A 25970-nucleotide genomic window follows, 5' to 3' on the forward strand; every position below is an offset into this window, starting at 1 on the left:
TGCCAGTCTACACGTGTGTCTATAGACTTGAAAAACATGTTTATTTTGAAGATTATTAAGGTTTTAAATTAACAAGCGTATGCAAACTTTATAATGAAAGCAGAACTGAGCTATATGAACTGGCGCGACTTGGATGCGCATTTAGTTTGGATTTATTCAGGGGCCCCGGTGTTGCAATCCGGGCGTTTTCAGAGTCGAGATAGTTCTGCCTGGTTGATGCTCCAGGGGGAGCTCGAGATTGAGGGGGGCGCACAGACGATCGGTGCGGGTGAGTGGGTCTTTGTGCCGCGCAAAAGCCATCGTCGTGTGTTTTCCAGTGATGCTAAGATTATTTCTGTAAAGTTTGTTTTGAGCTGGCCGGATGGACGTTTGCTTTTTGAACCTTCTCAGGTTCTGAGCATGCCATCTGTGCAGTGCCCTAAATTGGAGCGGGCAGTGCGAGCTTTACTGAAGTATGTAAAAAAGATTCAATTGGAGGCGGGTAATGCGATGCACGCACAATCATTGAGCTTAGAGGAGTATCTACAAAGCAAGCAGCTATTTGAGACCTGGTTGATGGCTTATTTGGAAGCGATGATGGCTTTGGGAATGGATGCATATCTATCGCGACGTGAAGACGTGCGTGTGGTGCGAGCCAAGCGTGGACTGGAGCAGCACCCATTACATACGCCTTTAGACCTGCGAGGAATTGCGGGAGATGTCGGCTTGAGCTTGGGGCATGCGGATACTCTGTTTCACCAATCCTATGGGCAGACGATGCGGGCCTACTACGATGCGCGACGTTACACTGCCGCTTGTCATTGGTTGTCGCGGACGCAGATGCCAATTAAGGAGATTGCATTTAATTTGGCGTTTAAGGATGCGGCCACTTTCTCGCATTGGTTTAAGAGGCATGCTCAGCGGGCGCCTCGACATTATCGGGAGTGGGCGACGCAGCAAATTGGCTAGTGAATATGTTCAATAAATATGCTTTGTTGCTCGGGCAGCCTTTGAGGTAGTTGTGAGTCTGAATACTTGATTAATTATGAACATTGTTTACATCCATGCCCATGACGCGGGGCGTTATATTCAGCCCTACGGCTATGCGGTGCCCACGCCTCGTTTACAGCAATTCGCGCAGGAGGGGATGCTTTTTCGCCAGGCCTTCTGTAGCAATCCAACTTGTTCGCCCAGTCGTGCTTGTTTAATGACTGGGCAGTCTGCCCATGAGAATGGTATGTTGGGGCTGGCGCATCGTGGCTTTCGTTTGAAGGACTATGGTGAGACACTGGTACAGTTTCTCGGCGAGGCGGGCTATCATACTGCGCTTTCGGGAATTCAGCACATTGCACTGGAGCCCTATGCCGCGACGGCTGATATTGGGTATTCAGAAATTTTGACGGAGGCGCATATTGACTCCAATGCGATCGCGACGGCGTCTGAAGACTTTCTAGGGCGTGAACACCAGCAGCCATTTTTTCTAGATGTGGGATTCTTTCCACCGCATCGAATTGGGGAGGGCGAATTTCCCGCAGATGGGCCAGCGCCCGATGCGAATTATGTGCGTGCGCCTGCGCATTTGCCCGACACGGCAGCTACGCGAGAGGATTTTGCCGCTTACATGGCGAGTGTGCAGACATTTGATACTATGTTTGGGCGTGTAGTCGATGCGATTGAAGCGAATGGCTTGGCGGAAGAGACTCTAATTATTGCCACGACGGATCATGGCATTGCTTTTCCAGGGATGAAATGTCGTCTGACGGATCATGGCTTAGGTGTGATGCTGATGCTGCGCGGACCGAACGGCTTCTCGGGTGGGAAGCTTTCGGACTCGATGGTGACGCACCTCGACCTGTTTCCTACCATTTGCGAAGTAGTGAACTTACCAATACCAGATCGCTTGCAAGGGCGTTCGCTGTGTGCACTGGCTCGCGAGCCAGAGCACTGTCTACACGAGCGTATTTTTGCAGAGGTGAACGTGCATGCAGCCTATGAACCAATGCGAGCGGTGCGGTCGCAGCGCTGGAAGTATATTCGCCACTATGCAGCCCGCGAACATGTGATCTTACCTAATTGTGATAATGGTTTGAGTAAAGATTATCTATGCGATCATGGCTGGGCAGCGCATGTGGCTGGGGAGGAAGAACTATACGATCTGTTGCTGGACCCCCAGGAGGCCAATAATTTAGTGACTAAGCCAGAGTATGCGCCGCAACTTGAGTCGCTGCGAACTGCCTTACATGAATGGATGCTTGAGACACAAGATCCGCTCTTGCGCGGGCCGCTGGACTTGTCGGATAAGGTGGTGACGTCGGCGGATGCATATTCACCGGCGGGAGCTCCACGTGGGGGATGAGTTCGGTGATTTTGTCGCTACTGAATAGCTTAAGTTGAGCTTGCGTTGTGGCTGTTTAGTGCATCGCCAGTCTGGGCGTATCGCCCTGAATGGGTGTGATCGAATTCACTTATTCGATCACATCTTGGCGGTATATCTTATAACAGTGAGTTCTTTCTGACTCGCTGTCGCTCTTAACAAACAAAAAAGCCTCATGAAACCTCGAATCTTGTTTCTCCCGCATGGGAACCTACAATACAGCCAACTTGATCCTGCGCGTCGCCCTTGGGTCATCGATAACTCTTATGATCCTCTGTTTGATTTAGTCGAACGAACGGGTGCCAAAATTGGCTTCGAGGCATCGGGCGAGACGCTTAAAGTGATGGCGGACACGCGGCCTGAGGTGATGGCTAAGCTGAAGCGCCTCATGGATGCGGGCTTAGTTGAAGGGGTTGGCTCGCCGTATACGCACATTATGTTGGCGAATCTGCCTCCTGAAATCGGCCTTGAGAGTTTGAAAGATGGCTTGAATGCTTGGGAGCAGTACACGGGGCATCGTCCTCGCTTGGGCTGGAACCCTGAGTGCAGTTGGGCTGATTTCCTGCCGGACATTTTTAAAGAAGCGGGTTATGATTCACTAGTGATGGATGGGGATTCTTTCTTCTTAGGCTTTCCTGAAATACGTGAAGCGACGGGCTTGGATTTTGATGTGCGTGGACACAGCAATAAGAGTAAGCTCTTTCGGATCGAAGAATACATTAAGGATAAGCCCGAATATCAGAAATATTTGACCAACGTTTCGCGGACAGAGTCGGGCTTGAACTTGCTCTTTCGGGTGGATTTCTTTGCCAATCCCATGCTCTGGTATTTGATGGGAGCGACTGAGGGCAATCGTGACACTCCGATCGATATTTCCGAGATTTCAGCACTCTTGGGCCGTTGGAAAGAACGCGCGGAATCAACCGGGAGTTTTGTGATCCCATACGCAGAAGATGCTGAATACATCGGTACGAGTGCTTATTTCTATGTGAAGCAATTTGGACATGCGCGCTTTTTCGAGCCTGAGCCAGATAGTATTAAGCGCTTTGAAAGCCTTTTGCAGACAGCCAATGAGTGCGGTTATGAATTTGCTACGCCTTCAGAGATCATTGATCAGAGTGATGTGATTGAGCTACCGAATAGTCGTTTGCAGCAGATCGAGCGTGGAAGCGCTTGGCATGGTGGCACAGCGCGTGCGTGGCTGAATACCCCACATGCGCGTATTCTCGATCCTGTTTGTCAGGCAGTCTTCCAGGGCGTGCAGCGCTTGCAAGCGGAGCTTTCGGATAATGCTGAAGCAATGAAACATCTTGATAATGCTCGCAAAGAGGTGACTTCGGCCTATGTCTCGGATTCACGTTGGCCGCCGGCGCCGACCTCGCCAGGGCGCTTCAATGTGCGCGAAAGCATCGAAGATTTAAAGAAGGCGAACCGTTCGCTGGAAAAGGCGATGATTGCGGGGCAGATCCAAGATCTGCGTTCTCTGTATTCGCCGAATATTATGAGTACTCAAATTCTCTCGGTAGAGGAAGAGTTGATGGCTGTCGAGTATTTCGGAGAAGTGGCCACGGAGAAGGCTGAGGCAGTCTCTACCTCTAGTTAATACGTGTCGTGTGTAGTTTGACCTAGTGGGCGGAGTCGTTTAGCTGCCGAGGCTTACCCCATCGTGCCAGATGCCGTTCACTAGTGTCAGCTCCGCCCGATTGCTTTCGCGCTTCATTTCATGGGTGCGCATCTTTCGGGCGAGTAGCTGTGCCGTTGTTTGCCCGAGTGTGGCTTCGGTATAGATGCCAGAGAATTCAAGGTCGGTCGCTTCGTCGATTTCGATGATCACCAGTCGAGTTGGTGCGGGAAATGTGATGCCTGCGTCTTGGAACAGAGAGGCCTCAATCGCCCGGTGGCTGATGATGACGTCTGGTTTGTGGGCTTGATACCATGCACGTAAGCGTGTCGGGCCCTCATTGAGTTTGTATCGGTAAGGCGGAATGTCGGACTCTAGGTTTTTCCGTTCGTAGAGATTCGCGTGGTAGGCGCCCATGATGTGGCTTTCCGTTTTGGCGGGGCAATCATCGTGCAGTATGAGGCCATAGCGGGTTTCAGGGAATGCATCCAGGCGATCGAAAATGCTGTCCAGAGCATGGAAATGATTCATGCTGACCTTATCGATGGCATAGCCGAGGTCGGTGCGTTCGGTCGAAATGACAGCAAACTCATGCCATGGGAAGCTGCGGATCGAATCGGGCCATTGGCCCCAGCCGAGTAGTATGCCACGTATGCCGCGGGTGCGTAAAATTTGAGCCAGGCGCTCGGGGCGGTAGCGGTTTGAGTCGACTTGGAACTCCGAGACGGAGCAGCCTAAGTCTTCCATTTTCTCTTTGAAGTGGCAGCTGTGAATGTTGAAGAGTTGTGTGGCTCGCGAGCTTTTGGGGTTGGGGTGTAGGACGCCGACCGACGCGTAAAATGGAGTCTGTCCGCTGCGCCGCTTTTTGGCAGCGAGCGATGAGAGCGAGGGGTCGGGACGGTAGCCTAGCTCGCGCGCTACTTTTTGAATTTGTTCGCGAGTGCTGACTGAAATGTGGCGACTGTTTCGCAGCGCGTAGGAGACGGTCGCTACACTGACTTGGCAGGCTTCGGCGATCTGTTTTTGGCTAACGCGTTGTTTCATAATGAAGCGATCTCTGTGGAGGATTTTTCGGGCGGGTGAGTCGTTATTCCTTCACGCCATTGCCCATTAATGAGGATTAAGTCACCTTGTCTCTGTAGGTCGACGCGTTCCCCGTAGTGTAGCTTGGCGGCGATGACTTCCGCCAATGCATCGCCTAGGCCCGCGTCAATGACGACACCGGATTCTTCGTGAGCGTTGTTATCATCAATTTCAATTACAGCATACTGCGAGTCTTGCGGAAACCGTAAGCCTTGTTCATTGAAAAAACTAAAGTCGATCTGCCGGTGCGCTAGGATCGCGTCTAGCTGATGTTTTGTGCGCCACTTTTCGAAGGGCTGGGTGGGTGCGCCAATTTTGTAGAAGTAGGGTGGAGCCGGGGGCGAGTGACCCTCTTTCTTGTAGATATGTTGTATGTAAGCACCTACAATGTTTTTCTTCACACGAAGCGGTAAGTCGTGGTGGCAGACTAGACCAATCCGGCGTGCGCCTCGTACTTCTAATGCTTGGATGGCGACTTCTGTGGCGTTGAAGTGGTTGACGCTGACGCGATCAATTGCGGGGTGAATCTGGTTTCTTTCTGCGGAGGCGACCGCGAATTCTTGCCAAGGAAATTCGTTTAATTTCTGTTCCCATTGTCCCCATGCGAGGACCAGTCCTTGGGTGTCGTTGACCCGCATTTGATGCAATAACTTGGCGCCGCCATCGGCCTGATTGCCGATGTAATACTCTTTGAGATCGTAGCCATATTGTTGAATGCTTTGGCGAAAGCGATTGACGTGCACTTGAAAGAGTTTCGTGCGTCGAGAGGCTGGTGGATGGGCGTAGGCGATGGCTACGCTCGGTCGCTGCACATCCGTATGACTTTGCTTGCGGTAGCGAACCAAGGCCGAGTTACTGGAATCGGGGCGATAGTTGACTTCTCGCGCTTTGCTTTGGATGCGTTCGCGCACGGGCTCCGAGATGCGGCTATCATTGCGCAGTGCATAGGACACAGTCGCAGGGCTCACGCCGCAAATCGCGGCAAATTCTTTCATGTTCATCGTGATAAAGCGATTTATTCAGAGGAGGGCAGACTGCAGGGCGAGCGATCGGGGAAATTTTTTCTTGTCGACCTGCGATATGACTAGCACTGTTGAATAGATTCACATGATCAAGCTTTTACTGGTAAATAAATATCTGTGTTTACTCTGATAAAAAGTGATTGCGCTGCTATGTGCTAAGAGTTTGTCTCAGTCCTTTCCCCTATTTATGATTCTTTTACTTCCCCCAACAGGCAAGTGCGTAAGCTTTGTGCTTATGCTTTATATTGCATTGCTCCGACTTCTTTTTGTGGCTATGTCAGTTGTTCGCGTCTCAGATTGCTTGTGTTCTTTATACTGTGTCTTATGTCGCCTTTTATGTCGCCTCTTATGTCCATTTCGCCGCGTGTCGGCTTTATGGCTATTCTGCTTATTGGCTGTGCTGTGTATCTGGGCTCCGCAGCAGATGTCGGCCCAATCAGATCCGTCACAATTAACGGATCCCCAATTATACGAGCAGTTGAAGGTGAAGATGGACGAGAGCCTGGTGGCCGCTCGGCCGATACTCTTAGAGTTGTCGAAGCGTTTGGCGGATGAGCCCGAGCGCGAATCATATATCTTTTTACTAGGTTTGTCTTACCAAGACGAATACGCGAGTAGTTCGGACACTGGGAAGTTGAAGCAGGCGGTCGAATATTATAACCGCTACCTAAAGGAGTTTCCCTCAGGCATTCGTGCCGATTTTGTGCGTTTTAATTTGGCGGGTGCATACACAGATTTAAATGATCTCGCCAGCGCGATCAAATACTACGAGATTACTTATAAGCGCAGCAATAAGGCGGTCTTCCGCTCGGAGTCGCGCAATCGCATGGCGGATTTGTACATTCGCTCCAACCGTGCTGCAGACGGAATACCGTTGTTTTTAGAAGTGTTCTCCGCGGCGGTGTTGGATGCGGATCTGCGCGCGCAATCGGCCTCTTGGTTGATTCAGGGATACTTGGCGGCGGGACAGCCAAAGGAGATCGTGCCTTACTTGCGCTATTTGACAGGGCGCTATGAGGCGATATATGATCCTGCCTTTAATGTAACTTTGTTGAAAGCGGGGGACAATCTCTTCGAGCAAGAGAATTATGACCAAGCGGTCCTGTTGTATTCCTTCGTAAAGGGGCGTGGCGAAATTATCGATTTCTATGAGGCACGGGTAGAGTCTTTGCAGCAGAAAGTGCGCTATGTGAGCCCTGATAGTGACCAGTTCATGGTGGTAGACGGTCAGCTTAAAGCCGCTGAGGCTCGCCTGGCTGCGGTGAAAGAGATTCGCGAATATAATGTCGATATGAAATGGCGTATCGCACGGGTGTATAAGCAAACACAGCGCACTTGGGAGTCTCTCTGGGCCTTCGTGCATCTGTATGAGGATTTCCCGGATTATGAGCATGTGGAAAGTTTCTTGTTCACTGCATATTCTGAGGCAAAAGATCTCGGTGACGATGTGATGAGCGAGAAGCTCGCGACCGATTATTTGGCTGAAAAAGATTTCCTCAAGTTTCGCGCGCAAGTGATCACCGGTTTAGCGCAGCACTATGCTAAGCAGCGCCGCTACGACGAATTGATGGCCTTGGTGAATGCATACATGGCCTCGCCTGAAAATTTCACTGTGGCGGCACAATTAGTGAATATTGTTTGCAGCTACTACATGGTTGATGCGCAATATCAAGAGGTGCGCGTGTATGCTGAAGGTCTGCGCGAGCGTTTTCCTCGTCGAGAGCCGCTGTATGAAGCTACCCGCTATTGGTCGGGGCTGTCTTATCTTTTGTTGGCAGACTACGTGCAAGCTTCCGAGACCTTGGGTGCCTTTATTCAGGACTATAGTCAGCGTAGTGTTTTTTACGAAGACGTGTATTATCGCTATGCAGTCGCGCTTTTTGGCGAGCAAAAGATGAGCGATGCCGAAGCTCAGTTCTTAAGTTTTGTCGATGCGTATCCCGCCAGTGGTCTGCGTGGCGAGGCTGAGCTTTATATCGGTGATTTGATGCGTAGCCGGGGCGCGCTGGAAGAGGCGTCGACACACTACCGCAAAGTGCCTGATTATACGGATAACCCCTCGTTCTTAGCGAAAGGTGTCTTTGCGCTCGCAGAAGTTTTGGAAGAGCTGGATCGTCCTCAAGAGGGAGTGGATGTGCTTCAAGCTTATGTGGAGGCCCATGGTGAGGATGGTCAAATTTCTGAGGCTTACTATAGGATCGGAATGGTTTTTGATCGATTGGGAAGATTGGACGAACGCTTTAGAATTCACTCCTTGGCTATACGTGAGCTGATCGGAGATGTCTCACGCTACTCTGTGGACGAATTGATACTTAGCTACGTAGAGCACTACGGTCGTTATTCGACAACTTTTGCGGACAGTTTAGCTTTACTAAATCGCTTAACACAGGACGCAGCTTTTCGTAAAGAGTTCCTTACGGACCGTGCCTATCAGTATCAATACATGCAAAGTGCTGAGGGCATCCATGTGGACAAGGAACTTGCTTACCTTTTGGTGCGCGACCGTAACTTTCGCCATAAGATTATAGAAACCGAAATCCAAGTGGACCCAGAGACTGGGCTTGAGATTCCGCCGAAAGGCGAGCCCGTGACAGAGGACATGGTGCTGGAAGAATTAGAGAAGCTGGTAGAATTCTATCGTGAGAAGCAGGCGAGTATTGCTGATTACAACCCTGAATCGTTCTTCAACGACTTGGTTGCCTCGGCCCGCGCTTCGGGCGACTTGATTCAACAGATGCGCGCTCAAATGGCTCTGGATTCTATGAGCAGCGAGCCCACGCCACCGCGTTTCGATTGGGAACAGCTCAGTATGGCTCCACCGGCAGTTATTATTTTTGAGGCCGCGAAGCACCGTGAGAGCCGTCCTGATGCGACGAAGGAATTGTACGAGACCATTTTACAAAAGCACCCGTATTCGAATTCTGTATACGATGCCTTACTGGCGCTCGCCGACCTAACTTTTGAAGAAGCGGAGCGTAGTGGTGCAGAGAAGGATTGGTTGACCACTTTGGCTTACTACAACGCCATTACCGAGCGCTACGCTATGCGCTCTAAAAATGCAAAAGCGCACCTGCGTAAAGGGCGTATACTCTCAGAACTCTCTCGTGATGCAGAAGCGATTCAAGTGCTGGGTCAAATTTTGCGTAACCCACAATGGAAGGGCTTGGATCATGCCAAGGCGCATTTAGAACTTGGGCGCGCGTATCGGCGACAGGGGAAACTCTCGGAGGCTCATGGCTTTTTCGAACGTCTGATCGTGGCTTATGGCGGTTATGCCGAAACGGTCTCTTGGGCATATTACTACGATCTCTTAACCCTCGAAGCGATGAATGAAACAGAGAGCGTGCAGCAATTGCTCGAAGAATATAAAACCCGCTCCAAGGTGCTCTCGCAAACTGAAGCTTATCCCCTCGTTGAAAAAAAGTATGCACTCTAGTCACCAACGTTTCTTTCGCCGGATCCTGCGTCCATTGATTGGCGGCCTCTTGTTTGCCAGCAGTACACTCTCTGCGCAGCCATCGGAGCTACCTCGTTTACCCGAAATCGACCTGCCGACGGATACCTTTACCTTAGCAGAGCCGATCCGTATTACCGATGTGAATAAGAACCCTCAGCTCTTGGTCGGGATGGATCAGGGGCAGCTGCGGCTGTCATTTCCTAATATGCCTGGTGCCGAGGCGATTGTGCCGGTCGATGGTAAGGATATGATGGTCACGGCTGAATTGCCTGCGGATTATAACCGTTTACTGAACGATTTTCAATTGGGACAGTATGGACTCTTTCTATCTGCGATGAAAGAGACTGCCGAGCCCTTGGCGGCGTTCTTAAGCATTCCAGCTACGCAAACTAATTTTCACGGTATTTTCAGTCGCTACTATGAGGCGCTTGCTCTGGCGGGGGAGGTTGAAGATGCGGTGGCACTCTCGCTGCGCATGCCATGGCAAATTCTGCCGCCTGAGTACCTGAGACTGGGGGAGCGCTTGGTCGCACGTAGTATCGAAGCGCAACAATTTGATCAAACCAGACAGCTGCTGGCATTGTTTTACCAGTCTTTGCCTGAGGCTGATTTCTCGGATATGGCTTTTCGCCTAGCGGATGCCTTGCGCACGCAAGGAGAGCATGAGCTCGCCGCGCAGGTCTACGGCTCGCTCTCGCAGTCGAACGATTCGGTCTTACAACAGAAGAGTTTACTCTGGGCGGGCTATAGTCGTGCAGTGGCCGGGGATGCCACTGGAGCACGTCAGATTTTAGATGAAGTGCAGGCTTTGCAGCGTGGCGATGAGAACTTCTTAACCTATTGCCTCGCCCTGGGGCGACTTGGCTATGCCGACAATAACATCCGCGAGGGGTTACGCTATCTCTCACGTGCGATGGTGCTCACAGCTGTGGATGCTACTTTTAAGCCAGAGCTCTACTACTTGTTGACCCTCGGTTATCAGCAATCAGGCAATATTGAAGCCTCTGATCGGCTGGCGCGCGAGTTTTCCATTTTCTACCCTGAGAACCCTTGGCTGCAAAAGTATCAAGAGGAGTCGGGCAATACGCTTTAACAACTAAATCACCACCCATCATACATTATGAAAAATAAACTATGTCTATTCGTACTTTGTGCGAGCTCACTCCTCTTCACCGGGCTCCTGGCGAACCTCCATGCGCAGGATAGCAGCACCGATGATATGGCCGAGCTCACGCCGCCACCGGCAGAAAAGACCTTGTTGGATATGGTCAAGGCTGGTGGCTGGGCAATGTTCCCATTGGGCGTGCTTTCCGTCGCGACTGTCGGCTTCGCCGTCTTTAACTTTATCGCCATTCGCCGCAGTAGCTTTATCGATGATAGTGTAATCGAAGAACTCGATGCCGCTGTCAGCCAGATGGACATCGATAAGGCGCATCAGATTTGCACGGATAATCCTAGCCCCGTCACGAACACCTTCAATTTCGGGCTCGACCAAGTACGTCATAAAAATTTCTCGACCGATGCAGTGGAAAAAGCCTTCGATAATGCTTCGACCAAGGAGCTGTCCGGCGCATTTATCATTGTCAGCTACCTTTCGATCATTGCTGCCATCGCACCGATGGTGGGGCTGCTAGGCACGGTTTCTGGTATGGTTAAGGCCTTCAACTCGATCGCTTCACAGGGGATGGGTAAGCCAGAGCTATTGGCCGATAATATTTCGGAGGCTCTGATTACAACCGCCACCGGCATGGCGATCGCGATCCCTGCGATGTTCTTCTTTTTCTTCTTCCGCAATCGCTACGGTAAGATCGTGGCTGAGGTTAACTTGACGCTAGGTCGCCTCTATTCGGATCTCCTTCGCGCTGCAGGTAAGTAAGCATGAAACTCTGGAACAATAGCGACGAAGACGGTGAGGTCGATCTCACCCCGATGATTGATATCGTCTTCCTGCTCATCGTGTTTTTCATGACAGTGGCCAATATGATCACTGCTGAGAAGAAACCGATCGATGTGCCCGTCGCGCTGAACTCAACCATCCCGGAAGACTACGGCGAGCGCACCACAGTCACTGTGCAGCGTGATGGCTCTCTCTACTCTGGAGTCTATGCGGTTACGCTTGATGAGTTGCGCGAGACCTTGATCAATGCGCGTCAAGAGGATCCGCAAGTGCGTGTCTATCTGCGGGCCGACAGCGCTGCCGAGCACCAATACGTGAACGATGTGATGAAAGCTTGTGCGAACGCGGGCTTGAGTAACGTCATCTTCGCTGCCTTTCAAAGCGATAAATAACCGCAGGATTTTTAAACAATGCAAGCCGACGATATACTCACCGGAAAAATCAAGGCCGACATGACGCCTATGATCGACGTGGTCTTCCTGCTGTTGATCTTCTTCATGGTGACCACCACGATCATCAAAGAAGAGGCCGATCTCGGCATTCAACTGCCGACTAACACCAAGGCCACCGCGAGCGATGAACTGCCAAACCGGCACACCATCGATATTCTGCCGGATGGTTCAGTGCTGTTTAACGGCAGTCCGATTGCGAGCCCCGCAGAGCGCGTGACGCTACACGGACTGATCGCTACATTACGACGCGTGAAAGGCACTTCCGACCGCATGGGGCAAAAAGCTGTGGTGGTCGTGATCGCTGATCCCATTTCTCCGCATTACAAATCTATCGAAGTGCTCGACGCCTGTGCCGCCGCTGAGATTAAGTTCGTCTCCTTTGGAGACTTTTAACGAGCGTCTATCCCTTCTCGATGAATATTAGCAATACCTATGCTCGCAACCGAGCTCTTTTTACCGTGGTCGCCATCAGTCTGGGGCTCCATGTCCTAGGGCTCATCGGCTTCGGTGCCTTTAAAATTGTTGAGAGCATTACTCGGGAAGAGCAGACCTTTGAGGCGCCACAGATTGTGGAAGTGCCGCAGGAGCAGCCTGAGTATCAGGTGAACTTGGAACAACGCAATCGCTCTAGCGCGCCTCCGCGGCCCAATCCGATCGTTGTCGATGCGCCCGATGTTACGATTCCTGCGCTCAATATTGACGTGAACATCGCCAACGCCTCAAGCTATGGTCGCGGTTCAGGAGGTTTCGGCAGCGGCACGGGCGGTGGCGTGGCAGAAATGCGCGAAATGGTCGTGGCGGATCTCGATTTCTTCGGTGCTAAAATGCAGTCCGATGCTCAACGCATTCTTTTCATTATTGATATGTCCGGCAGTATGGTGATGTCCGGTCGCGGGGTTGATGGCTACAAGAAGGTCGTAGATGAAATCATTAAGACTTTAAAGCCCATGATCGGTGTGGGAAGTTTCAATGCCTTGGCTTTTGGTGGCGACGTTGATAAATTTCGTGGCTCCAGTTTTAAAGATGTGAGCGAGGATTCAATCGCATCCGCTCATAAATGGTTGATGGACCGCGATCCTGCTGAGGCGAATGATCGCAAGCCAATTAAGGGCTCGGATGTCTTCCGTAACTATAAGAAAGGCCGGCACATGGGGACCCGTGCGGATTTGGCCTTAGAAGAGGGCTTTAAAATGAGGCCAAACATGATTATTTTTCTCTCCGATGGAGATCCGACTACCATGGAAGCAAAAGACGTGCTGAAACTGGTGGACGAAAAATTACAACCTGATGTGAAGGTGCCGATCAACGCCGTTTCGTATAAAAGTTCGAATGGGCGCAGCTTTCTTAAGCAGTTGGCCGCCAACAGTGGTGGCACCTATACAGAAGTAAAATAGTATTTTCTGCGCGTAGTTCTCTCTGAAGCGTTTAGGGGCTCTATGCTTAGATTCGCAATCACCTCTTCATACTCAACCGATGAGCATTGAAAAATGAACATTAGCAATACCTATACCCGTAACAAAGCCCTTTTCACCGTTGTCGCTGTCAGCCTTGCTTTGCATGTTCTTGGGCTGCTTGGCTTTGGCGCCTTTAAAATCGTTGAAAACATCACCCGCGAAGAGCAGACCTTTGAAGCGCCACAGATCGTGGAAGTGCCACAAGAGCAGCCCGAATATCAAGTCAATTTGGAGCAGCGCAACCGCTCGAGTGCGCCGCCACGCCCAAATCCGATCGTGGTGGATGCTCCAGATGTCACCATTCCCGCGCTCAATATCGACGTGAACATTGCGAATGCTTCGAGCTACGGTCGTGGCTCAGGAGGTTTCGGAACCGGAGGTGGTGTGGCTGAAATGCGTGAAATGGTGGTTGCGGATCTCGACTTTTTTGGCGCTAAAATGCAGTCTGACGCTCAGCGCATTCTTTTCATTATTGATATGTCCGGCAGTATGGTGATGGAAGGGCGCGGTGTGGATGGATACAAGGTGGTGGTCGATGAGATGGTCGCCACTTTAAAGCCCCTGATTGGTGTGGGCACATTCAATGTGTTAGCCTTTGCCAAAGATGTCGAAAAATTCCGTGGCTCGACGTTCAAGTCGGTGACCGAAGATAGTATCAAAACCGCGCAAAAATGGCTGATGGATCGTGACCCTGCTGAAGCGACCGATCGCAAGCAGGCAAAGAGCTATGATGTGTTTAAAACCTATAAAAAAGGGCGCAACCTAGGCACACGCGCTGACCTCGCTCTCGAGGCAGGCTTCAAGATGAAGCCCAATATGATCATCTTTCTCTCCGATGGCGATCCTACCAAGATGGAAGCGAAGGAAGTGCTCAAGCTGGTGAATGAGGAGTTACAATCCGATCCCAAAGTGCCGATCAATGCCGTATCTTATAAAAGCACCAAGGGGCGCAAGTTCCTCAAGCAGCTAGCCGCCAACAGCGGAGGCACCTATACGGAAGTCAAATAAGAGCTATACGCCGTAAGTGATTCGGACGTACCGTAGCCTCCGAAGTGATTCGGATGATCATCGGCGTGTCCGCCGATATTACGGAATTGTGACGGTGCTGCTGGTGCGGGCCCAAGAGAGTTCGCCCAGCTCGGAAAAGAGCTTTTGCTGCTCGAAGCTTTTGTGTATCGCCTCGGGTAAGCTAGGCACGTAGAGCAAGCTTTGGTCGTCCTCCAGTTCTTGCTTCACTATGTCGGCATCGTCAAAGTTCGTGACCTTTACTTTTTGAAGCGCCTCGACGCATAGCGTCAGCGCGGTGGCTGATTCTACACTGCAGATCGATTCGCGCGAACTCTTTGCGCGACACTGCCGGATACAAAATGCGAGTTTGCGCATACGATTGGCATCTGGATTGCCGTAATTTTTCGTGCGGCCGTCTGCAAATGTTGCGATAATGTCGCCCAGGTTTGAATAGTCGATTTCCGCGTGCTCGAAGATGTACTTGAATACGGGGCCATCGTCTTTTGGCACCGCGTGAGTGGTGTAGAATAAGATGTCGGCTGCTGCTGCAGTTTTGATGCGACAACAGGCGGTGTCGTAATTTTCGATCGGGTTGGCGCGGTAGCACTCCGCGCTTACAGATTTGGGGCGAGTGGATTGGTTCATCTCTTCGCCGAGAATGTAGAGCATGTTGTTTAGGTAGTGCGCAGTGGCATTGCCTACGGGGCTGTCATTGACGGTTTGGCCCTGCTTGTTTAGGATGCAGCCGGCCCAATTGTTACGACTGTAATAGGCACTGTTTCGACTCCATTCCACACGGGTCATTAAAGTTTTTGCAGCCCCGAAGACGCCGTCAATGATGTCTTTTTTGAGGTCCTGAATCGCCTCACTGAAGCACCATTGGTAACCAATTTCCAGTAAGCGCCCCGTTTCATCGCGTGTTTGCCGCATTTGCTCGGCATCTTCCACTGTGGCGGCGATGGGCTTTTCGCACAACACGTCGATGCCTGCTTTCATGAGCGCGCAGCTTTGCTCGGCATGGAACGAGATTGGCGAGGACACAATGGCTAAGTCGACCTCAATGCCAGAGGCTAAGAAATCCTGAATCGATGGGAATATTGGCATCCCCTGTGCCATTAGCTCGGGCCCTAGAGGCGCCTTTTCGGGCATCGGGTCGACGATTGCGGTCAGCGTCCCTTCCGACTGTTCCGAAATGCTTTGTAGGTATCGATTCCCGTAGCCGCCAATGCCGACCATGAGAAGTTTGATGTTTGAAGAGCTGTCTTTCATGCAAAAAAGGAGTGGGTGTTTTATCTAAATCAGGAGCTTGAGCTTGAATTCTGCGGGGATGCTGTTGAGCCTGACAAACGCATGGCTGCCTCAGATAAGGCCGAGATTAAGCAGTCCGATTTACTGTGAAACGCATCGACCGTTAGGCAATAGAATATTGCGCCTACTTGTTGCTCGTGTTCGAAGAATTTTGCCGCTCGGCAAATGCCGGGTCGTGCTTGTGAGCGATCAATATAGACGCCGGAAAGTTGCTGCATCTCGCTTTGTATTTTTTTAAAGCTATATTTGGCTGGGAAGCGACTATAGCTGCTTTGCAGACAGGCCTTGCGCTGCGCGGCTGGTAAGGCACTCAACACCGCCACGGCTGCAGCGTGGTCGGCTTCAAAATGTAGTCGCTCGCCAGCTCCCAGCACTTGGATCCCTTCATTGATCGTGCGGGAACATTGGGTGCGCAGACAATTATCGTGCAGCAGTACGACCGCGGCGGATTCCTGCGCCAGTTCGGCGAGCTGATCGATTTCTTTGATCGCTAAAGTGGCGAGGTCTGGTTTTTTTTCGCTAAGATAAGGGCTCCAGTCACGTAGCTTGGCAGTGATGCTGTAACCGAGTTCCGCATCGCGATGCAGATAGCCATAAGTTTCCAAAGCCTTCAGAATGCGTGATAAACTAGAGTCCTGAATGCCTGAGAGTCGCTCGCGGAGTTCGTTATAGCGCAGGGGCCCTTGACTGCGAACGATCTGGTCCAATATGTGTAGACTGCGATCTAGAGCCGGAAGCGCCGATTTTGTGCTGGCTTGCTTCGGCATTATGCGGGGGCAATGCGAGGCATACTCAACACTTCTTTGGCCATCTCCGCTTGTAAGAAGCGTTGCAGTAACCGGATCTTAATGTCGGCGTAGGCAGGATCGTTAAAGCGGTTTTCAAACTCACCAGGATCATTCTTTAAGTCGTAGAGTTCGCCATCGTCGAAGGTTCGGAAGACGGTGAGCTTATAGTCGGCTTCGACATAGGTCTTGTGTTCGCAAATGCCTGGTTCGTGATTATTTTCCACGATACACCAATCACGGACCTTGTCTTTTTGTCCCGCCCAGACGGGGCTTTGGTCGAGGCCAGTCATACGTTGTGGCTTTTCGATGCCAGCGGCGGCTAGGAAACTTACGGGCAGATCGACTAGACTTTGTAAGGCTTCAGTACGCGTGCCTTCTGGAATGTGTCCAGGCCAAGCAGCGATCATCGGAACTTTGACACCATCTTCGTAGTGATAGGGCCCTTTGGCTATGAGCCCGTGCTGACCAAAGTAGTGGCCGTGGTCGGTGGTGAATACGACTAAGGTGTTGTCTGTCAGACCGAGCTCATCTAACTTGTCTAAAGTCTTGCCAATGTAGTGGTCCATGCAGGAGACCATGCCGTAATAAATAGCCATGTCCTTGCGCTTCCTTGATTCTGAGCGTAAGTGGCTTTGCACGCCATGCATCCATTTGCCATCACCAAGACCATACGCAGCAAGGTCAGGGTTTTTCATCTGTGTGATCTTGTGAAAAATGGTGTTTTTTTCGTGTTCGCCCTCGCGCCCTGTAGGCAAGCTGAGGCTGTCGGGATCATACATGCTCGCCCAAGGCTCTGGGACGGTGTAAGGTGGGTGTGGATCGAAGTAACTCGACCACAGGAAGAAGGGCGTCTCGTTTTGCGCGTAGTCTTCTAAGATCGCGTTGGTTCGCTCGCTGATCCAGGTGTTGTAGTGGTATTCCTCGGGAATATTCCATGCCCCATACTGCCTGCCGCCAGTGCCGGTCGGGGCTTGGAAGCATTTGCGCCAATCTTTAAAGCCTTTCTCTTCCATCCAGATGGCATAGTGCTGACCGGCGTGGGCTTCGTCGGTGTGGTTGCGCGCCAACTCGAATCGATCAAAACCATAGAAGGGGCCGTCGTAAGACTTCCAGAATTCAAGGTCTTGTAATATCGGGTAGGACTCTAGCGAGGGATACTCTTCGGTGGATTGGAGAGGCTGGAAGTGCGCTTTGCCCACTAATGCACTTTGGTAGCCCGCATCGTGCCAAGCGTCGTTCATGGTGGGCACCTTCTCGTCGAGTTTGGTGCCTAAGGTGTGCGCGCCGTGCTGGCTTGGATACTGTCCAGTCAAAATGCTGGCGCGTGTGGGGGTGCAGGTCGGGTTGGGGCAATAAGCGCGATCAAAGATCATGCCGCGTGCGGCCAGGCGATCTAAGTTTGGCGTCTGAATTTCTGGGTTGTTGTAGCCCATCGTCATCCAGTGTTGTTGATCACTGGTGATGAGCAGTATGTTGGGGCCTTGGGATGGTGTCATGCTAGCATTTATGATATTAAATATCTTTTATGCAAGTAGAACTTGAGCCTGATGCAGTTTATACTCGCTGGCGCCGGCGAGTCACCAAGAGGGATGCGCCTAGGCCCATCAACAGTGCAGCTGCGCTGGGCTCGGGGATTTGAGTGAATTCAAGTGTGGGGCGGTAGCTTATAGTCGAATTCTCCTTCGAGCCGAAGCCATATTGAGTCGTGTCGGTCCAAGAGATCATGAGGGTGACTGTGTTGTCTGCTTGGACGTAATCTCCTAACTCTGAGATCGTGATCGTGTAGCTTTTTCCGACATCCGAGCCGTATTGATTGCCCGCCGTATAGATCAATGAAGTCGTTGTTGCATCAAATCCAGTGTCTATGTTGGTCGTGCGATCATTACCTGGTGCATTGCTCCAAGTGAGCGCAGTTTCGTCCCAATCAGTGCCGAGTTCACCAGTAGGGGCAGTGAAGCCCGCGTTGAGACCGTAGAAATAAAATGTGCGATTCCCGTTTTGGTTGGCTGAACGATAGCTGATGGTCGGCGTGAAGGTCGCTGCTGCACTTAGGTCCGCATTCAGACCTGTCAGATCAAATTTGAAATAAGCTTTGCGGACATGATCGTTGTTTGCTGCGTTATCTCTGCGAACATAGAGATCTTCGCTGATACCACCATCTTGCACAGTTGTGGATTGGCCCTCGCGGATATAGCCATCGTCTGAGGTGGTGATGGTGAGACCATGAGATATGCTGGAGGCGGCGAGTAGCAATGCGGGGACTGTCAGGCTGGTACGAATTTGGCTTGGTGTTTGCATTTTATTTCAGGGGGTTGAGGTTAGACTTTTAAAACAATTATTCTTTTACACAATTTTTCCACCCTGTGCTAATTGAACGTATTCAATAATCTGATTCATTATTTCTATTGAATAGATTCATTTGGAACGAGCTAGGAAGGGCTGCTAATTTGTCTCATAAGTAGTATGCCACGCTTCGCGATGGCTGGGATCTTCCCCATAAGTATTCATCCCCAACAATATACCCCTATGCTTGATGCTATGAAAATATGGCGAGCTTGCGCTCGTCTAAGTGTATCCCGTGTGCTGTTATCGGCAGCTGCGTCTTTATCTATTATTCATTCTCTGCAGGCCGCTGACTATTATATGACCCCGAGTGGATCGGGCGATGGTTCCGGCTCTGATTTCTCAAACGCGCTGGCGAAAGGAAATTTATCCGCGACCTTGAATACCACTATGGTGGCGGGCGATACGCTCTACGTTGGATCGGGTAATTATACCAATACCCGAATCTATATTAACTCCGATGGTACTGCAGCTTTGCCGAAGTCTATTATTGGTGTAGATACAGGTGGAGGGCGGCCACATTTTAATGGGGATCCTGGCTGGAGTCGTAGCGATCCCGATTCAGGTATGGATCATGGGCTCTATATCATTGGCGATCATTGGCTGGTTGAGAATTTAGAGATCAGTCGTGTGCGGCACGGCATCAAGAGTTCTTCTTCATCCTCGAATGCATCCAATTATATCACGCTGCGCAATTTGTTTGTGCATGATGTGCGGCATGGCATGTATGTGTATTACATCGACAATGCGCGCTTTGAAAATCTTGTGGTTCAAGAATACACCAAGCAGGGATTTCGCTTGGATCGTGGTTGCGATAATGTGACCTTTACTAATTGCGTCGCCGATATGACCGCAGGCGACGAAAGCTGGTGGGATTATGGCGAAGCATTTCCTTTTGGTTTTGTTTCTTATGGCAATGGCAGTGCCAATTCAAATCTCATCTTCGAAGATTGTGTGGCCTTGAACAATCGCATGAACGGACAAACCAAATCGAATGGTGATCCGCAAACGTATTACAACGGGGATGGCTTTGTGCTCGAGGATAATACCAATGGCACAACGCAGTTTATCCGATGCATTTCTGTGAACAATGAAGATGCGGGTTACGATCTCAAAGCCGCCGCATCTTTCGAAGGCTGTGTATCGGTTAAAAATTATCGTGGCTTCCGACTTTGGCACACTGCGAAGACGCTTAACAACTGCGTGGCGGCATATCCATTTCGTCGCACTTATAGTAATGAAATAGGAGGCGAATCCAGCGGTGGCTCTGGCATCTGGACTCAGAATGGGCACTCGACTGTGACGAACTACACCTTCTACGCGAATAAAGGGCGAGGCTTGGATGAAGCAGGGAGCGGCAGTTTGACTGTGTCTAATAGTATCGTCGCCTTTAGTGGCTCGGAAGGCAGTTATAAAACTGGGACTGTCAGTTTTGATGCCAGCACGGTGCAATACCGTCCGGGGAGTGGCACTGACCCTGCACTGATCAATCCATCCATCGCTTGGAATGGTATTGGCGACGAGTTGGACAGTCTCACCTTTGGTCAGACTAAGGGCTACCATTCGCTTTCGACGCCTTACGAAGCAGAATCGCTGATGGTGACGGATTCAGGTGAGGGGCATGCGCTCGTGGCCGATGCTTCGGCGAATGGTGGTGAGTGGTTGCGCTTCGATGCAGACAGTGTGGGCGACTATGTGGAGTTCAATCTGCCGTATTTACCGGCGGGCACCTATTCGGTCTACGTGCAAGATCAGACTGCAGGCGATCAGGGCATTTACCAATTGAGCGTCGACGGTGTCGATGTCGGCCTGCCCGTGGATCAATACAGCGCCAGTGTCGCTAATGGTGAAGTCGCGATCGGAGAGCTTACTTTGGCTGCGGATACTTCAGCAGTGTTCCGTTTTACCGTGACTGGTAAGGATGCCGCGAGCAGTGATTACAAGCTGTCCATCGATACGATTCGCTTGGCACTCGTCGGCTCTGTGGTGGAAGAAGATAGTGAATTTTACGATGTCTTGCCAGAGGCAGACACTTTTGTGCACGATGATAGCCCTAATACCAACTTTGGTACGGATACGCGTTTGATCGTAAAAGATGGAAACCCAGACTACGATCGCGTTTCTTATTTGCGTTACACCTTGCCGGCGGAAATCTCAGAACTTGTGGGGGCGAAGTTAAAGTTGTATGTCGAGTCGATTGGTGGCGAAGGTAGTGGCGCCCGTACGATTGAAATTCGGCAGTTGGCCAACGATGTCTGGGATGAATCCACGATGACCTGGAATACCCGCGAAGCTTCCAACGGCACACTCATCGCAAGTATCGACGCGGGCAGTGCAGGTAGCATTTACGAGATCGATGTCAGCGATTATGTGGACCAAGAGTTGGCTGGTGATGGGACTGTTTCCTTTGTCTTGGTCCAGCCCACGGGAGCAAATCGCATGGTAATCTTCGGTAGTCGCGAGAATGTAGGCAAAGAGCCAATCCTTGAATTGGAAACACCCGTTGTGAGCTCGACGGTCTCAGACATTATTTCTGAGGCCGATACCTATGTGCGTGACGGCACTCCGACTACCAACTATGGCAGCGACCTTGGTATGGCAGTTAAAGATGCAAGTTCCGGCTATGATCGAATCGCTTATGTGCGCTTCCCGCTCTCGTCGATTTCCGGCTCAGTGCAGAGCGCAACACTGAAGCTCCGCGTGAAAGCCATCGGCGGTGAAGGCCCCGGTGCTCGCTACGTCGAGGTGCGTCAATTGGCTGATGATGCTTGGGATGAGTCCACCATGACATGGAACACACGCGCATCGTCCACTGGCACGCTGATCGAAACGATCGACGCACGTACGGTGGGTGAGGTGCATGAGATTGATGTCAGCGCTTATGTGGCTCAAGAGGCAGCCAGTGATGGCTATGTCTCCTTTGCGCTGACACAGCCGACCAATCATGTCATGTATGTCGTTTTCAATACGCGCGAAGAAAGCGGCTACGAGCCCACGCTCGAAGTCGAAACTTCAACGGGTGGCGCAGGTGCCATGGTTTTTGAGCCCAGTGACTTTTCGGACTATGCGGCTCAATCTGGATCGGGTGCGATGACGCTCGGTAGCGGCAACACTTCGATTCAATTGACGGGCAACTACTGGCGGCGCTATGCATTTCCTTATACCGTCACCGCTGATACTGTAATCGAAGTCACTGTGGATGCTTCGGATGTCGGGGAGTTAACTAGCATTGGCTTCGATGCGGATAACGACTACACGACAGGACTCAGTCATGTGAAACTAGCTGGTAGCCAATCTTTGGATCAATATTTTGCGCCGATCAGTCCCTTGTATACGGCTGGATCCGGTCCCGAGACTATTATTATTCCGATCGGTTCGTATTTCACCGGCACGATGACTCACATGACCTTCGTCGGTGACGATGACGCAGACGAAAGTATCAACGTGACCTTTTCGAATATTAAAGTCTACGAGTCGCAGTAGCCACTGGCTGTGTGAACAGCCGTCGCGTCAGGACTTGAACTCAAGCGCCACCGTAGCCCGGTGGCGCTTTTTGTTAGGCAACAAGAATTAGCCAGGCTCTTAGCCACGCTTTGCGCGCGATTAGGCGAAGTTCTTTTTGTGTCATGTCCGCTTGCGGACGCTTGCGTTGTGTCGGGCACACTGGCCGTCCCAAGCGACGACGCCACAAATGACCATTAGCCGGATCCAACTTTTCCTGGAGCGTGATAGCCTGCGTTCAGGTAGTTTGGGTCGGCCTGGGGGCCGTAGCCGAGTTCGCTGAGACGCTGGCGAAACTGCTGCATGGCTTCGCGGTATTCCGGATCTTCGGCATAATTACAAGTTTCACCCGGATCGACTGACAGGTCGAATAAGACTTCGGGGAATTTTTCGCCGTAGTATTGATACTTCAGAGCGTCTTGCTTGATCATCACGTAGTGATCGCCGCGGTACACTTGGGAGACTGTCTCGTTGGACCAATCGCAAGGCCCGCCTTGGAGTAATGGTACCAAGCTGCGGCTGTCGAGCCCGTCCGGTACTTCGATCTCGCAGAGCTCACATAGAGTGGCGAAAAGGTCGCAGAGGTTGACGTTGGCGTCGATGCTTCGTCCGCCCTCGAAGCCTTTCGGCCATCGAATAATCAGCGGCACTTTTACACTGGCTTCGTAAAAACGGGTCTTCTCCCAGATGCCGTGCTGGCCGAGCATTTCTCCGTGGTCGGAGGTGTAGATAATGATCCAGTCGTCGAGATCTTCTCCCAGCGCTTTGAGCTTATCCAATACCTTGCCGTAGTGGCAATCGACTTGGTCGATCATGCTATAATAGCAGGCGGTGGCTCGGCGAATGTCGGCGTCATTGACGTTCACCGGCTTATTGAGCTGGCTCAGTGAAAGTACCGGATGATCGCAGGGCTCTTCGGAGTAGATCGGCACTCGATCGTGATAGTATTCGAAGCGCTCTGGATCGGTGAAGTAGGGGTAGTGCGGCTGCACTAAGCTCAGCTTGAACAGCAACGGCCGATGGGATTGGGGGCGCTGGTAGAGTGGGTCTTTAAAATAGCGTTCGAGGTAATGGATGCCTGCCTCCACCGCCATGCGGTCTTGAAATTGGTAGGGGCCTTCATGATTGTAGACTGGGCGGCTTTCTTCGACTTCCCGTTGATTGGACCATTTGCCAGTTCCGGGCGCCTTTGAGTAGCGTTCAAACTCTTCAGCGATGGGATCGTCCACATATTTGTCGTCGATGTGCGTGTCGGCTGCGATGCGTTCGCGCCAGCCCATCATTTGATCTTGCCCCATGTGGTGAAGCTTGCCGCTGCAGCAGGTGTTATAAGCGTAGCGCGAAAACTCGCGTGCGAAGGTGCGGTAGCCCGGTTGCAGGTCCGTCCAACCTTCGCAGCCGCAGGTTTTAGGTAGCTGGCCCGAAGCGAGGCATTGGCGTGCTGGCACACAAATCGGGGCCGGGGTGTAGGCGTTGGTAAAGACCACGCCAGTACGCGCTAGCTCGTCGAGCACTGGCGTGCGCACGACCTTGTTGCCGGCAAAGCCCGCTACATCGGCCCGATGCTCGTCGCTCATTAGGAAGAGAATGTTGGGGCGCTGTTTCATTTTGGGGACTGTGGTTTGAACATGGTTTTGCCATTAAGAATAAGACAGGTATTTTTGACCCAAGCTCTTATGCCGTTATGTGGGTGTAAATATGAAAGTCTTTGTAACGTGAATGTTTTTGCCACATTTTCCCGTAGCTCGGACCCGCGGTGAATGTCTTTTGCGTAGTCGCCTTCGCCGATTCCATTGGCATGAAAATAGGCGATGCAGACATAGCGGTTGACGGTATCCAGACGGGTGAACTCAAAGCTGTTGCAATGAGAAGTAATAGTCTGGAAGTCGAATCAGTTTATTGCGAGAAGTCCCGGGGCAGGCGCTCGCGGTCGGCTTTGGCGATGAGTTCTGCCCAAACAGGGAGGGGGCTGGGTGTGCGCTTGGAGTGGTAGCCCTTTTCTTTGCCGTATTGCTGGCTGTCAAAAGCGCTGGCGGTGTCCGGTTCGGCCCAGGGGCGCCAGGGTTCGACAAACTGGGTGTATTGCGGGGCGTTGGTCAGGTCCGCGGTTTCGTCGTAGCGGTAGCTGCGATCCTCGCTCTCTCCGAGCAGGTCGACATTGCCGCCCGCACCACTGTAGCCGCCCATGATCGAATTCTTGCGATACTCGCTATTCGATTTTGCCCGGGTGACGAGACAGTTTTTCAAAGTCGCCTGATTAATGCCGCGCTGGCCGCGTTCGATCCAGATAGCCGCGCCGGTCCCATCGGTGCCAACATGGAAGGTGCAGTGTTCGGCATTGAGAATGTGGTTGGGATCTTCCTTCTTGCCGATGAGCATGACGGTGTTCCCCCGGGTTTCAGCGGCGATGCAGTTCGTCATGGTGCCGTCGTTCCAGATCTTGAACCCATTACCACTGCGTAGCGCATAGCAGTCTTCGAAGACCTGTTCTTCGCCTTTCATGTCGTAGGCGCCCTGTTGATTGTCGTAGGAGAGGCAGCGGCGGAAGGTGAGGTTGCGGTTTCTGAACTCGACCATGAAGCCGTCGCCCTGTTCATAATCGCCGGATTGGGGCGTTTGTTGGCGGTTGTTGCGGGTCACGCAGTCTTCGACCAGAATGTTGGTGTTATAAGGATATTGGCTGCCTTGACTGGTGTGGAAGTAAAATCCGACCGGGTTGGCGTGGCGCCACCATCCGGCGTCGGGTTCATCGCCGGTGCCGCTGCAATCGGTGTAGCATTTGCGGAGGATCACATCGTCGCAGGAGTGGGCCAGATGGATCCCATAGCGGTCATAGCGTTCCGCTTTGCAATTGACGACATAGAGCTGGTCGCAGTCGTAAAAGCCGAAGCCGTTCACTGTATTATGAGTATAGACACTGTCGATGATCAGGCGGCGGTTTTCACCGTCCGTTTTCAGGCCCCAGCCGCGCCGGTGGCTCTGCAGGTTCTTCACCGTCCAGAAGGACGCGCCTTTTCTCAGCACGATATTGGCGCCGGCGTTGGTGCTCCGGCTCTTGCCCATGAAGGTGGGGCGGGGGAAGCCGGGCACGCCGCGATCCACGCCGATCAACTCCATACGTGCTGCTTCCGTGCCACTGCTCTTGATTTCCAGCGTATCGGATCCGTAATTGTTGCCCTCCAGGTAGAGCGTGTCGCCCGGCTCCATGGTTTCGTTGATGACTGTGTCCACTTGGGCAAAGGCGAAGGCGTTTTCCCAACTGCTGCCGTCTGCTGTGCCCGCTCCTTTCAGGGCGACATAGTAATCGGCCGCATGGAGTGCGCTGGCACCGAGTAAGAGCAACTTGAGGCTTAAACGTACTGTCTTGGGGATGTGTCTCATGAAGTTTTTCGTGAATGAAAGGGGGGAAGGGTGAACTGTTAGCGAGTCAGTAGTCACGGACTGCGATAAAAACCGGACCGCGTATTGAACCGAGTGTGCAGTATGGTATGAGCACTGATCTCGTATAATCTTACTGGATGGGGCCTTATATCGTGAATATAAGTTTCGTTTAAACTATTCAAAGGTGTTGAACAGGGTGGATGTGTCGAAAGAACTTTCGCTTGAGTCCGAATGGCCAGTTGTATCGGCTAGATTTTATATCGACACAAGCTTATCCCAATATGATCCGCCAGCACCCAGGG

19 protein-coding genes are annotated in these 25970 nt (G+C 51.7%); 11 read left to right on the forward strand and 8 right to left on the reverse strand.

The genetic code is table 11. From position 1 onward, the window contains the following. The first annotated feature begins 93 nt into the window (after positions 1-93). The 3 genes from QEH52_RS07170 to QEH52_RS07180 all read left to right on the forward strand — a co-directional run bounded on the left by QEH52_RS07170 (position 94) and on the right by QEH52_RS07180 (position 3956). Complete coding sequence (locus QEH52_RS07170; protein WP_308949416.1) at positions 94-948, forward strand: helix-turn-helix transcriptional regulator; 855 nt, start codon at positions 94-96, stop codon at positions 946-948. Positions 949-1024: 76 nt separating this feature from the next. Then, entirely contained in the window at positions 1025-2335 is a 1311-nt protein-coding gene (locus tag QEH52_RS07175; protein ID WP_308949417.1) for a sulfatase family protein, read from the forward strand. A 193-nt stretch (positions 2336-2528) separates the two neighbouring features. Further along, on the forward strand, positions 2529-3956 hold the full coding sequence (locus tag QEH52_RS07180; RefSeq protein WP_308949418.1) for a hypothetical protein: 1428 nt from the start codon (positions 2529-2531) through the stop codon (positions 3954-3956). Between the two features lie 39 nt (positions 3957-3995). On the opposite strand, the gene QEH52_RS07185 is transcribed toward QEH52_RS07180, so the two are convergent. Continuing rightward, on the reverse strand, positions 3996-5018 hold the full coding sequence (locus tag QEH52_RS07185; protein WP_308949419.1) for a LacI family DNA-binding transcriptional regulator: 1023 nt from the start codon (positions 5016-5018) through the stop codon (positions 3996-3998). Further along, positions 5015-6052, reverse strand: coding sequence for a LacI family DNA-binding transcriptional regulator (locus tag QEH52_RS07190; protein WP_308949420.1), 1038 nt, complete (start codon positions 6050-6052; stop codon positions 5015-5017). The genes QEH52_RS07185 and QEH52_RS07190 overlap by 4 nt, the downstream gene beginning before the upstream one ends. Before the next feature lie 451 nt (positions 6053-6503). On the opposite strand from QEH52_RS07190, the gene QEH52_RS07195 reads away from it, so the two are divergent. From QEH52_RS07195 to QEH52_RS07225, 7 genes are all read left to right on the forward strand, one after another. Then, entirely contained in the window at positions 6504-9515 is a 3012-nt protein-coding gene (locus QEH52_RS07195) for a tetratricopeptide repeat protein (protein ID WP_308949421.1), read from the forward strand. Beyond that, positions 9505-10629 carry a tetratricopeptide repeat protein gene (locus tag QEH52_RS07200; RefSeq protein ID WP_308949422.1) on the forward strand — a complete coding sequence of 375 codons (1125 nt, stop codon included), beginning with the start codon at positions 9505-9507 and terminating at the stop codon, positions 10627-10629. The genes QEH52_RS07195 and QEH52_RS07200 overlap by 11 nt, the downstream gene beginning before the upstream one ends. 27 nt (positions 10630-10656) lie before the next feature. Next, positions 10657-11412 carry a MotA/TolQ/ExbB proton channel family protein gene (locus QEH52_RS07205; RefSeq protein ID WP_308949423.1) on the forward strand — a complete coding sequence of 252 codons (756 nt, stop codon included), beginning with the start codon at positions 10657-10659 and terminating at the stop codon, positions 11410-11412. A 2-nt stretch (positions 11413-11414) separates the two neighbouring features. Then, entirely contained in the window at positions 11415-11825 is a 411-nt protein-coding gene (locus QEH52_RS07210) for an ExbD/TolR family protein (protein WP_308949424.1), read from the forward strand. A gap of 18 nt (positions 11826-11843) precedes the next feature. Continuing rightward, on the forward strand, positions 11844-12278 hold the full coding sequence (locus QEH52_RS07215; protein ID WP_308949425.1) for an ExbD/TolR family protein: 435 nt from the start codon (positions 11844-11846) through the stop codon (positions 12276-12278). Positions 12279-12298: 20 nt separating this feature from the next. Then, complete coding sequence (locus QEH52_RS07220) at positions 12299-13279, forward strand: vWA domain-containing protein (protein ID WP_308949426.1); 981 nt, start codon at positions 12299-12301, stop codon at positions 13277-13279. 93 nt (positions 13280-13372) lie between these two features. Next, complete coding sequence (locus QEH52_RS07225) at positions 13373-14347, forward strand: vWA domain-containing protein (protein ID WP_308949427.1); 975 nt, start codon at positions 13373-13375, stop codon at positions 14345-14347. 78 nt (positions 14348-14425) lie between these two features. On the opposite strand, the gene QEH52_RS07230 is transcribed toward QEH52_RS07225, so the two are convergent. From QEH52_RS07230 to QEH52_RS07245, 4 genes are read right to left on the reverse strand one after another with little or no spacing between them, the layout of a single operon-like run. After that, entirely contained in the window at positions 14426-15616 is a 1191-nt protein-coding gene (locus QEH52_RS07230) for a Gfo/Idh/MocA family protein (RefSeq protein ID WP_308949428.1), read from the reverse strand. A 29-nt stretch (positions 15617-15645) separates the two neighbouring features. Further along, on the reverse strand, positions 15646-16422 hold the full coding sequence (locus QEH52_RS07235; protein ID WP_308949429.1) for a helix-turn-helix domain-containing protein: 777 nt from the start codon (positions 16420-16422) through the stop codon (positions 15646-15648). Continuing rightward, positions 16422-17939, reverse strand: coding sequence for a sulfatase family protein (locus tag QEH52_RS07240; protein ID WP_308949430.1), 1518 nt, complete (start codon positions 17937-17939; stop codon positions 16422-16424). Before QEH52_RS07240 ends, QEH52_RS07235 begins: the two co-directional genes overlap by 1 nt. 58 nt (positions 17940-17997) lie before the next feature. Further along, the gene (locus QEH52_RS07245) at positions 17998-18741 is read right to left on the reverse strand and encodes a DNRLRE domain-containing protein (protein WP_308949431.1); all 744 of its coding nucleotides are present in this window, start codon (positions 18739-18741) and stop codon (positions 17998-18000) included. Between the two features lie 345 nt (positions 18742-19086). Here QEH52_RS07245 and QEH52_RS07250 point away from each other — a divergent pair, with 345 nt between their 5' ends. Continuing rightward, positions 19087-22269: a CBM96 family carbohydrate-binding protein gene (locus QEH52_RS07250; protein WP_308949432.1), complete on the forward strand. Its 3183-nt coding sequence runs from the start codon at positions 19087-19089 to the stop codon at positions 22267-22269. A 215-nt stretch (positions 22270-22484) separates the two neighbouring features. Here QEH52_RS07250 and QEH52_RS07255 read toward each other — a convergent pair whose 3' ends face one another. Further along, on the reverse strand, positions 22485-23894 hold the full coding sequence (locus tag QEH52_RS07255; protein WP_308949433.1) for a sulfatase-like hydrolase/transferase: 1410 nt from the start codon (positions 23892-23894) through the stop codon (positions 22485-22487). Between the two features lie 289 nt (positions 23895-24183). Further along, the gene (locus QEH52_RS07260) at positions 24184-25668 is read right to left on the reverse strand and encodes a right-handed parallel beta-helix repeat-containing protein (RefSeq protein WP_308949434.1); all 1485 of its coding nucleotides are present in this window, start codon (positions 25666-25668) and stop codon (positions 24184-24186) included. Positions 25669-25970 lie beyond the last annotated feature (302 nt).

Source organism: Thalassobacterium maritimum (assembly GCF_031127805.1).
In the GTDB taxonomy this organism is placed as follows: Bacteria; Verrucomicrobiota; Verrucomicrobiia; order Opitutales; family Coraliomargaritaceae; genus Thalassobacterium; species Thalassobacterium maritimum.

Coding starts and splice junctions, on each gene's coding strand:
- QEH52_RS07170 (WP_308949416.1), top strand. CDS start 94: ATGAAAGCAGAACTGAGCTATATGAACTGGCGCGACTTGGATGCGCAT.
- QEH52_RS07175 (WP_308949417.1), top strand. CDS start 1,025: ATGAACATTGTTTACATCCATGCCCATGACGCGGGGCGTTATATTCAG.
- QEH52_RS07180 (WP_308949418.1), top strand. CDS start 2,529: ATGAAACCTCGAATCTTGTTTCTCCCGCATGGGAACCTACAATACAGC.
- QEH52_RS07185 (WP_308949419.1), bottom strand. CDS start 5,018: ATGAAACAACGCGTTAGCCAAAAACAGATCGCCGAAGCCTGCCAAGTC.
- QEH52_RS07190 (WP_308949420.1), bottom strand. CDS start 6,052: ATGAAAGAATTTGCCGCGATTTGCGGCGTGAGCCCTGCGACTGTGTCC.
- QEH52_RS07195 (WP_308949421.1), top strand. CDS start 6,504: ATGTCGGCCCAATCAGATCCGTCACAATTAACGGATCCCCAATTATAC.
- QEH52_RS07200 (WP_308949422.1), top strand. CDS start 9,505: ATGCACTCTAGTCACCAACGTTTCTTTCGCCGGATCCTGCGTCCATTG.
- QEH52_RS07205 (WP_308949423.1), top strand. CDS start 10,657: ATGAAAAATAAACTATGTCTATTCGTACTTTGTGCGAGCTCACTCCTC.
- QEH52_RS07210 (WP_308949424.1), top strand. CDS start 11,415: ATGAAACTCTGGAACAATAGCGACGAAGACGGTGAGGTCGATCTCACC.
- QEH52_RS07215 (WP_308949425.1), top strand. CDS start 11,844: ATGCAAGCCGACGATATACTCACCGGAAAAATCAAGGCCGACATGACG.
- QEH52_RS07220 (WP_308949426.1), top strand. CDS start 12,299: ATGAATATTAGCAATACCTATGCTCGCAACCGAGCTCTTTTTACCGTG.
- QEH52_RS07225 (WP_308949427.1), top strand. CDS start 13,373: ATGAACATTAGCAATACCTATACCCGTAACAAAGCCCTTTTCACCGTT.
- QEH52_RS07230 (WP_308949428.1), bottom strand. CDS start 15,616: ATGAAAGACAGCTCTTCAAACATCAAACTTCTCATGGTCGGCATTGGC.
- QEH52_RS07235 (WP_308949429.1), bottom strand. CDS start 16,422: ATGCCGAAGCAAGCCAGCACAAAATCGGCGCTTCCGGCTCTAGATCGC.
- QEH52_RS07240 (WP_308949430.1), bottom strand. CDS start 17,939: ATGACACCATCCCAAGGCCCCAACATACTGCTCATCACCAGTGATCAA.
- QEH52_RS07245 (WP_308949431.1), bottom strand. CDS start 18,741: ATGCAAACACCAAGCCAAATTCGTACCAGCCTGACAGTCCCCGCATTG.
- QEH52_RS07250 (WP_308949432.1), top strand. CDS start 19,087: ATGACCCCGAGTGGATCGGGCGATGGTTCCGGCTCTGATTTCTCAAAC.
- QEH52_RS07255 (WP_308949433.1), bottom strand. CDS start 23,894: ATGAAACAGCGCCCCAACATTCTCTTCCTAATGAGCGACGAGCATCGG.
- QEH52_RS07260 (WP_308949434.1), bottom strand. CDS start 25,668: ATGAGACACATCCCCAAGACAGTACGTTTAAGCCTCAAGTTGCTCTTA.